This window comes from uncultured Flavobacterium sp. (genome assembly GCF_963925415.1).
GTDB lineage: Bacteria > Bacteroidota > Bacteroidia > Flavobacteriales > Flavobacteriaceae > Flavobacterium.
Genome location: NZ_CAWUTS010000007.1, coordinates 31,054 through 40,834, shown reverse-complemented (window position 1 = coordinate 40,834; position 9,781 = coordinate 31,054). Strand labels below are relative to the sequence as shown.

The following is a 9,781-nucleotide window of genomic DNA, read 5'->3' as shown; positions in this document are numbered from 1 at the left end:
TTTTTTAAGAAATTTTTCAACATCTTCCTTTTTCTCGTATGTAATGGCAATAAAATTAAAGTCATCTCTGTACTTTTCTTTTATTTTATTCAAAACAGGCATTTCGTCAATACAAGGTGCACATCTTGTAAACCAAAAATTAATCATAGTTGGTTTGCCTATTAGTTTTTCGGAATTAAAGTTTTTATCTGCTAAAGTCTTTAAGTCAAATTTTGGGAATTCCTTGTCTTTAAATTCAGATAATGGTCCAGAATTAATTAAGCTGTCTTTCTTTTTGTCACTAATGGCAAAAGATATTTTAGAAATTATAGAATCCTTTTTTGTTTCGGTATTCTCAATTGTCAAACTTCCAAATAACTGTTTTCCGAGTATTTTGGTCATTTTGTCAACCTGTTTAATTAACATTTCCTCTGCCTCTGATTTTGTAATTCTGTTTTTTCCATCAGTTGTATAATATTCTGTTTGGCAATAAGAATAAAAAGAAATTAGTAATAAAAATGTTGTCGTTAATATTTTCATAGTTTATGGGTTTTAATTGTGGCTAACGGTATCGGGCTAGGCCTAGTACTGCCTTTTGGGGCAGCATTAGGCTTAGCCCGTGTTATGTGCTGTTATTTCTTCTCTGCTAAGATAAGAAAAATAGGAACAGTTGAGCTGTAAGAAAAATAGATAAATGATTTTAAAATATTGATCTTATCCAGCCGGACGGATAGGAGCAGTTTTTTAAAATCTTAGACTATATAATTTCGCTAAAATCTAGAGTTTAACCAGTTAAGATTAAAAAAAGCTTGACTTTCTCATTTTTTTCTTATAACTTTAGCAAGCCTTTTAGCGTATTCGCTTTGAAAATACATTTTCAGCAAATCTCTTTTGCAAGGCTTGTCGAAAAAATAAATTCTTTTTCCGATGCTAAACTCTAGATTTTCTACAAATTTTTAGGCTATTTATCAGGTTTCGAGCGCTCAATTGCTCATAACTTGTATATATGTATGACAAAATCATACATAGCCACCCAATATGAGGTAGACATGTATGACAAACGTCATACTTTTTTGTTGTTTCAAATATATAAATAAATTAGTACAAATCGTTAAAATTGCTTTATAAGATAGCAGTAAAACTTTATTTAAAATGTAATTTTAATTTATAAATGATAATTTGTAATAATTTATTAAATATTTTAAGAGCTAATTATTGTTATATTCTATAAAGGGATAGCGTAACAATAAAAAAGGATAGAAAATTATGGAAATAAAAATTTCTAACTTACTTATATAAAACAAATTATGCTTTTGAAAAAGCAATAAATAATATTGTTATTTCACTTTTTAATTAAATTATTCAATAAAACCTAATGGTTGGTTTGAAAATAAGTCAATTGCGCTCGCTTTTTAAAATGCAAACACCTTATTTTAGGGTTTATAATCTAAATAGTAAATTGAATAGTTTTCAAAATTGTACTTTTACTCATGTTTGTCAAAGGTTAAGTGATTACAATGGCTTGTGTTTTATTAAAAAAAAATAGTTAGCTTAATCAATTAAAAAAAGGTTTATATGTCCATTTGTGCTTGTTTGCTACTTAATTTAAATTCCAAACCAAAGGCAATATGTAATAGCCAAAAATAGTAATAATAAGTATAGAGATGATGTTCATCCAAAAACCATTTTTGATCATATCTTCTATTTTTAAATACCCAGATCCAAACACCACTGCATTGGGTGGTGTTGCCACAGGAAGCATAAATGCACAAGAAGCCGCCAAAGTAGCACTAACCAATAAAATGTAAGGATGAACGTTTAAAAGGCCTGCTAATGAAACCAACACGGGCAGCAGCATAGCCGTTGTGGCCATGTTAGAGGTTATTTCGGTTAAAAAATTAACACAAACCACTAAAGCCAATACCAACACCAAAACCGAAACGCCCTCTAACAGGCTCATGTGATTGCCTATCCATAAGGCCAAACCGCTCGTTTCAAAACCAAGGGCTAGCGCCATGCCTCCGCCAAACAAAAGTAAAATGCCCCAAGGGAGTGTAGTGGCATCTTTCCAGGTCATTAAGGCTTCGTTATTTTTTTTGCTGGGAATGATAAATAATACCACAGCACTCAGCACCGCAATAATGGTGTCGTCAATTGCAGGCAGCCATTTGGCTAATAAAAAAGAGCGTGTAATCCAAGCTGTCGCGGTGCTCAAAAAAACGAACAGAAGTACTTTTTCTTGATAGCCTATTTTTCCTAATTTTTGCAATTGATTTTGAATTTCTTGTTTGCCTCCAGGAAATTCTTTTTGATCAAATTTAAAAGCAAATTTTGTAAGGTATATCCAGCAAATATAGAGTAATACAATGCTTAAGGGCAATCCAAAAGTAAACCACTGCAAAAAGGTTATTTCTGTGTGGTATGCTTTTTCAACAATGCCGGCCAAAACCAAATTAGGCGGGGTGCCTATTAGGGTTGCCATGCCACCTATAGAGGCGCTATAAGCTATAGCCAGCATAAGTGCTTTGCCAAAAAGTGCGTTTTCATTTTGCTTGGTTTTAGGATTATTATTCAGTTGGGCTATAACAGCTAATCCAACGGGTAATATCATAACTGCAGTTGCGGTATTGGAAATCCACATCGATAAAAAAGCAGTGGCAACCATAAAACCCAGTATAATACGATTCATATTGCTGCCTACTAGTTGAATTATACGAAGAGCAATGCGTTTGTGTAAATTCCATTTTTCTATGGCGATGGCTAATATAAACCCCCCAAAAAATAAAAAGATGTATTTATGCCCATATGACGCTGTAGTGGCAGCTAACGACAACCCACCGCTTAACGGAAAAATGACAATGGGTAATAATGAGGTTATAGGAATAGGGATAGGCTCTGTAATCCACCAAATGGCAATCCAAAGCGTAGCGGCTAAAATGCCGTTTGAGGCATCATTTAATCCTTCAGGATGAAAAAATAATTTAATTAAAATAAACAAAATTGGACCTAAAAATAAACCTATTTTTTTCTTTGTACTCGTCATGTGTATTTTATTTTAATTAAAAATTAAATGTACTGCATTTTCAGATGCGTTTATATAGTTGTGATCGGCATTATCGATCAAGTGAAAACTCCATTGAAAAGTACTGCCGCTTGTAAATGCCTGCGCTTGGCAAAATTGAAAATATGCAATTGCGCGCTCCTTTCGGTTTAATCCTTGTGCATCGGCAAAGACATTATGCCTAAGGCCTGCATCATTTGGGTTATCATCATTTGCGCCTACTTGAACACATACTTTTTTAGAAAAAAAGACAGGCAGATCAAGGTTTTCAAGCGAACTTTCATTAAGCCCATACGGAAATACCACATTGTTTGGAAAAGTATACCATCCCGAACCCGATACTACTGCTTTGTTTACTCGAGCATTGGGTTTAAACATCATAAAACGATGGACAAATTGTCCGCCTGCAGAATGTCCGTATATATTATAGGTAAAATTTGTGTTGTTTATGTGGGTTTTTATATGATCAAATAAGGGTTCTATAATTGAAAAAGTCCATCTGTCTTCTGCATTTATGGTGGCTGCCGATGGGTTGTCTCCGTCTATAAAAACGTTGCCTAAATTATAAGCATCACCGCCCGGAAAATTTACATTAGAAAACTCGGGCGCAATAACAATAAAACCCAAGGCAGTTGCTTTTGTAATCATCGTGTTTCTGTAGTCTTTTGCGTTTCTGTCTGACCCATGAAAAACAAATAAAACAGGACTTGTGTCTGTTTTGTTTTCTGGAATAAAATAATAAACATTTATAGTTTTAGCATACCCAGCTGTTGTATAGCTATAGCTAAATAAGCCACTGCCGGTGGTTAAGCTGTTTAACAGAATGTTTTGATCGCTATTAAAATCGTCTTTTGTGCTACAAAAGTTAAATGCAAATACAAATATGATAAATAAACCTTTATTTTTAAATTTAATATATTTCATTTATATTTTTTTTACATTTACTATAATAACATACAAATTAATAGGAATTATAAATATATTTGTCATACCAATTATTTTAAAAAATGAATACCAATCATGATTTTGCTATACACAGAATTCAAAAAGAATACGAACGTCAAAAAAACATAAAACCTTTTAACAAATACATTGTTATATATAGGGCTATGAAAACGTGTATTGAAAACAATGAATTTCCAAATGATTGGCTGTTGCCCTCTACACGAATATTAGCCAATGAATTACTTTTATCGCGCACCACAGTAATTAAGGCCTATGAGTTGTTATTGCTCGAAAAAACAATTAGCTCTAAAACGGGTTCAGGTTATAGGGTTTCCTATGATAATGTGGCCATCACCAAAAAGCAAAACGTAAATTTAAACAACACAAATCAAGATCTATATCCAGCAATTTCTGGCAAAGGACAAGCCTATCTTGAAAATATTTCTTTATTAAATAGATTAACAACAAACAATTTAGCTTTTAAGCCTGGTTTGCCTCCCATTGATGTTTTTCCTGTTCATCAATGGAAAAAATTATTAAATACCTACTGGCGTCATGTAAAATCTTCGGGGTTATCATATTCTCAATCAACAGGTCTAAAAGAGTTAAAAACAAGTATCAGTAATTACTTAAAGGTAAGTAGAAATATTAGCTGCAACTCAGAACATATAATAATTGTTTCGGGATCGTTACAATCTTTGTATTTGATTGCAAATACATTGATAGATAAAAACGATTCGGTAATTTTAGAAAACCCTTTGTTTCCTAATGTGCATTCTGTATTTAAAAGTTCACAAGCAAATTTAATTCCTATTGACATAGATGATCAAGGCATTATGATAAAAGACATGAATAGTTTTATTCATAAAAAGCCAAAACTCATACACGTAACGCCTTCCAATCATTATCCGTTGGGTACTAAAATGAGTTTGAAAAGAAGAACAGAATTAGTGCATTGGGCTTCTGCAAATAAAGCTTTAATTATTGAAAATGATTATGAAAATGAAATAGCCAATACCACAAGTACCATGCCTACCATATACAGTTTAGATACCGAAGATCGAACGATTTACATAGGCACCTTTAACAGATTATTACACCCTTCTATTCGTTTGGGTTATATGATTGTGCCCAGCTATTTAATTGATGTTGTAGAGGGGCTTCAAGAACATTCTCATCGTTTTATTTCACCATCGATTCAAACAGTAATGAATCAGTTTATTGAAAAAAATTATTTATATCAACATGTTAAAAATTGTATTGAAACCGCTAGGGTGCGACATGATTTATTTTTGACAGAATTTGAAAAAGAATGTAAATCCATGTATATCGAATCAAAATCATTTTCAAGTTTTCATGTTGTAGCATACTTTAAAGAAGCAGTAGGTGAAAAATTTGAACTTGATATTATAGCCAAATTAAACCAAATTAATATTACCGCATTTTCATTAAGTAAATGTTATATCGGAATTTCAAAAAGACAAGGCTTAATTTTTGGATACGCTTCCATTCGTTCAAACTTAATGAAAAAGGAAATAAAAAAAATGGGTGATATCATCTGAATTAATTAGTTTTCAAATTGGTATTGTTTTTTTTTATAAACTGGTATCTTTCATACTGTGTTCTTTTAATTAATTTTATAATTATATAAATATTAACTATTTAAACATATAATTATGAAAAAAATTTACTTTTTATTATCAATTCTTTTTTCAGTCTTGACTTATTCACAAAACATTACGGTTACTGTTGATGCATCCGAAATGCCTGAAGGGGTTGTTAACATTGTTCACAATTTTGGAGGCAGTTGGTCAGAAGTTGCTGCAACGCAAATAGGTGGAGCAACAGGCACCACTTGGTCATTTGACTTTGTAGGTACTTCTACAGAAGTAATTGAATATGTATGGAAAATTTATTACACTGCAGGTGGTGATTCTCAAGAAAACCTAGGGCCTATTGTAGGCGGTGGTGGTTTAAACGAGGCTATCTTGGTTGGAGTTCCTACAAATGAAGCAGTAGTTACAGACTATTCTTCATATGGTAACCGTTCAGTTCATGCTGATGGAACAACTTGGATTGCAAAAACGTATTTTTTTGGTTCTGTTAGACAAAAGTCAGTTGGTTATTCTCAGCTTACTGTGTCTACGGGTACTGCGGGACAAAACGTAGTTATGGATTACAGTCAAAACAGTTGGTCACAATATCATGGGCCTAAAGCAAAAGACAATGGAGACGGAACCTATACAGCTGTTGTATTGCCTACTCAAGCTTTTGAATACAAATGGAATAATTTGACCACATCTTCTATTGAAGATCTTTTGACTTGTTCAAATGATGGGGTTTTGATCAATACAGATGGCTCTGCCTATGCCAATAGAATTCATGCAGCCGGTAAACACGGAAGTGATGTTTTTGCGAGTTGCCCAGTTTCTACTTTTTTAGCACCTGGTGATGTTGTAGTTACGTCATTAATTGCTGATGCAAATGATAGATTTCAATTCATTCCTTTAGTAGATTTAGCCGCAGGAACTGTTATATATTTTACAGAATCTGGATGGATATCTGCTACTAATTCATGGAGAAATGATGATTTATCAGAGGGTGTGCTTAAGTATACGGCGCCAACAGCTATAACTGCAGGAACTGTAATTACAGTTGAAGAAGATGCCGCTACAGAAGGTAGTTTTGTTTTACCTACTGATGGGTCGGTTATTACCTCAATTTATGGTAATTCATGGGGATTGTCTGCTTCTGGAGATCAAATTATTGTTTTTCAAGCTACTGCGCCAAATGTTTGGGATAACGTGATGACAAATCCTTTTCCAAATCCAAATTTTATTTTTGCTGTAAATTCAAGCAGTTTAAGTTGGTATGATGCTACTGCTACTACAAATACTGGATTGCCATCAGGTTTAACAGACGGAACTACTGCAGTATCTGTAGGTGCTTCAACAGCTGATAATGACGAATTTGACAACATATATTTTAATGAAACGGTTTATCCATTAGCAGGATTAACTAAAAATGAAATAATAGTCTTAGTTGGAAATGTTGCCAATTGGTTAGGAAGTAATACAGAGCTTACAGGTTGGGAAATAGCTTCTTTCTCCCTTTTATCATCTAATACGTTTGTTAATTCTGAATTTTCAATTTATCCAAATCCAGTGAAAGATGGTCAAATTAATTTTAACATAGATGGTTTAAAAAACATCACAATTTACGATGTTAATGGTAGATTAGTTTTTGAACAAAATACGGCTTCAAACAGCCTAAATATAAGCCAAATAAATCAAGGTTTTTATATTGTAAAAGTAACAGCAGATGCCAAAACATTTACATCTAAGTTTCTTGTAAAATAAAATATCCATAACTTAAAATTATTAACAAAATGAGTCTTAAAACCATGTTTGTAAAATTGTCATGTTTTGTTTGTATTGCTTTTTTATTGGCAAGTTGCACCACTGATGACATCAATCCAACGTTAATTGAATTTAAATCAAGTGCGTTAACCTTAAGTGAAAATGGAGGTAGTATCACAATAAGTGCAAAACTAAATGCGACTGCAACAAAGCAAATAATAATACCATTAACACTAACAGGAACGGCAATTTTGGACAGTGATTATGCAGTTTCCTCTTCTCAATTGGTTATTGAAAAAGGAGCATCTCAAGCAGAAGTTGTTTTAACAGGCATCAATGATTCAAATACAGAAAGTATAGAAACGGTTACTATTACTATCGAAAACAGCAGCAGCTTTATTCAAATAGGCAGTTACCAAATTTCAATTGAAGTATTAGACGATGACACAGATTCAGACAATGATGGTGTTCCAGATTCAGATGATAATTGCCCAACAGTAGCTGGTGAAATTGCAAATAATGGTTGCCCTTACTTGGGTTTCCTTATAAACGAAGTTCATTATGATCCTGAAGCAACCCTTTTGGGTGATGCTAATGGAGATGGCACTCGAGAAGCAAACGAAGATGAGTTTATAGAGTTTTATAATTCAGGTATAGCTTTAGACATAAGCGGTTACAAAATTTTTGATGCAACTGCTTTGGCAAACAATACCCCTCGACATGTTTTTTTAGCCGGAACAGTAGTGCCTGCAAATGGTGTTATTGTGGTTTTTGGCGGAGGAAATCCAACGGGAAATTTTGGTGGAGCAATAGTTCAAACAGCAACTGGCGGACAAATTAACATATCAAATTCGGGAGATCTTATTACGGTTCAAGACGCAACGGGTACTGTAGTTCTAGTTTTTGATTCTGCAACACTGTCTGCAAACCCTGATGAGTCCTATACCAGAAATCCTGATTTATCGGGAGACTTTGTTCAACATTCAACCATAATAGAATCTAATGGTGCTTTATTTTCTCCAGGAAAAAAAATAGACGGATCTTCTTTTTAATTTTTAAAAATAAAAAATGAATAGTAGTATTATTGGTTCTTTGTTATCATTAGCTTGTATTTTGATAACAACTCGATTGTTGCTTAAGAAATACAATCCTCATGCAGTATTGTTGTTTTCAGGTTTAATAATGCTATCATTTTCTTTTATATTAAATTATAAAATGCCAGAATTATCAGATTCGTCTGGTTTTTCTGGTTTTGATCTTTTTAAATACATAAAAGAATCATTTGCAAATACAAACTCAAATGTGGGTTTGATGATTATGGCTATTGGCGGATTTGTAGCTTATATTGACAAAATTGGCGCTTCAAATTGTTTGGTTTATGTTGCCATGAAGCCCTTAAAATTATTTAAAAAACATCCCTATTTGGCCGCTTCTTTAGTTATTCCAATAAGTCAAGTTTTATTTATTGCAATACCCTCTGCAGCAGGCTTAGGATTACTGTTAATGGCTTCTCTTTTCCCTATTTTAATAAACTTAGGAGTCAGTAGAATTTCTGCTGTGTCTGTTATTACGGCCAGTACAGCTTTAGGCATTGGACCCGCTTCGGCTATTACGGCCAGCGCATCAAGTATTGTAAAATTAGATATCGTTTCTTTTTTTTTAAATCATCAAATTGTTTTGGCCTCCATTTTAAGTGTGTCTTTAACGATTAGCTATTATTTTGTAAATAAGTATTTTGATGCTAAAAGTTTAGACACTCAAAGCAAAATTGAAGTACAAGAAAAAACAATAACAGCACCTATAATTTATGCCATTATACCCGTTATACCGATCATATTATTGTTGGTTTTTTCAAAATTATTCAACTTTTTTGAAGTTCCAATTACTTTAGATACTACAACTGCAATGCTTATAAGTTTATTTATTGCTGTTTTATTTGAACTCATTAGAACCAAAGACATTCGTTTCGTTTTCAATTCATTAAAAACATTTTGGGACGGAATGGGTAATATTTTTAAAAGCGTAGTAACCTTAATAATTGCAGCAGATATTTTTGCAAAAGGACTTATAAGCTTAGGCTTTATTGAAGGTTTATTATCGTTGTCCTTAAATTTAGGATTAAATGCCGTAGGCGTAAGTATAGTAATGACTATCATGATTTTTTTAGCCTCTATGCTTATGGGTAGTGGTAATGCAGCATTTTTTGCCTTTGGTCCTCTAGTACCAAAAATAGCAGCTAAACTAGGAGTAAGCAGTACTTCTATGATTTTACCCATGCAATTATCTGCATCTATGGGGCGAACGGTTTCCCCCGTGGCAGGTGTGCTTATTGCAGTTGCAGAAATTGCAGGTGTTTCAACACTTGAAATAGTTAAAAGAAATTTAATTCCACTAATAGTAGCAATGTTTATTATGCTTTGTTATCAATTTATATAAT

General features: G+C 32.9%; 7 protein-coding genes. 4 read left to right on the top strand and 3 right to left on the bottom strand.

From position 1 onward, the window contains the following. The 3 genes from AABM47_RS00710 to AABM47_RS00700 all read right to left on the bottom strand — a co-directional run. The coding region (locus AABM47_RS00710) for a TlpA disulfide reductase family protein (protein ID WP_338409002.1) at positions 1 to 519 on the bottom strand (519 nt) is incomplete at its 3' end. Positions 520 to 1,579: 1,060 nt separating this feature from the next. Continuing rightward, positions 1,580 to 3,022: a DASS family sodium-coupled anion symporter gene (locus tag AABM47_RS00705; protein ID WP_338409001.1), complete on the bottom strand. Its 1,443-nt coding sequence runs from the start codon at positions 3,020 to 3,022 to the stop codon at positions 1,580 to 1,582. 12 nt (positions 3,023 to 3,034) lie between these two features. Continuing rightward, complete coding sequence (locus AABM47_RS00700) at positions 3,035 to 3,964, bottom strand: hypothetical protein (RefSeq protein ID WP_338409000.1); 930 nt, start codon at positions 3,962 to 3,964, stop codon at positions 3,035 to 3,037. Between the two features lie 83 nt (positions 3,965 to 4,047). Here AABM47_RS00700 and AABM47_RS00695 point away from each other — a divergent pair, with 83 nt between their 5' ends. The 4 genes from AABM47_RS00695 to dcuC all read left to right on the top strand — a co-directional run bounded on the left by AABM47_RS00695 (position 4,048) and on the right by dcuC (position 9,780). Beyond that, positions 4,048 to 5,547, top strand: a complete 1,500-nt coding sequence (locus AABM47_RS00695; protein ID WP_338408999.1) for a PLP-dependent aminotransferase family protein — start codon at positions 4,048 to 4,050, stop codon at positions 5,545 to 5,547. Positions 5,548 to 5,661: 114 nt separating this feature from the next. Continuing rightward, positions 5,662 to 7,344: a T9SS type A sorting domain-containing protein gene (locus AABM47_RS00690; RefSeq protein ID WP_338408998.1), complete on the top strand. Its 1,683-nt coding sequence runs from the start codon at positions 5,662 to 5,664 to the stop codon at positions 7,342 to 7,344. Between the two features lie 29 nt (positions 7,345 to 7,373). Then, positions 7,374 to 8,396: a lamin tail domain-containing protein gene (locus tag AABM47_RS00685; RefSeq protein WP_338408997.1), complete on the top strand. Its 1,023-nt coding sequence runs from the start codon at positions 7,374 to 7,376 to the stop codon at positions 8,394 to 8,396. Positions 8,397 to 8,412: 16 nt separating this feature from the next. After that, entirely contained in the window at positions 8,413 to 9,780 is a 1,368-nt protein-coding gene (gene dcuC, locus AABM47_RS00680) for a C4-dicarboxylate transporter DcuC (RefSeq protein WP_338408996.1), read from the top strand. Position 9,781: the final 1 nt, after the last annotated feature.

Excerpts from the sequence above, each read along its gene's own strand:
- AABM47_RS00700 (WP_338409000.1), bottom strand. The coding sequence starts at position 3,964 with ATGAAATATATTAAATTTAAAAATAAAGGTTTATTTATCATATTTGTA.
- AABM47_RS00705 (WP_338409001.1), bottom strand. The coding sequence starts at position 3,022 with ATGACGAGTACAAAGAAAAAAATAGGTTTATTTTTAGGTCCAATTTTG.
- dcuC (WP_338408996.1), top strand. The coding sequence starts at position 8,413 with ATGAATAGTAGTATTATTGGTTCTTTGTTATCATTAGCTTGTATTTTG.
- AABM47_RS00695 (WP_338408999.1), top strand. The coding sequence starts at position 4,048 with ATGAATACCAATCATGATTTTGCTATACACAGAATTCAAAAAGAATAC.
- AABM47_RS00690 (WP_338408998.1), top strand. The coding sequence starts at position 5,662 with ATGAAAAAAATTTACTTTTTATTATCAATTCTTTTTTCAGTCTTGACT.
- AABM47_RS00685 (WP_338408997.1), top strand. The coding sequence starts at position 7,374 with ATGAGTCTTAAAACCATGTTTGTAAAATTGTCATGTTTTGTTTGTATT.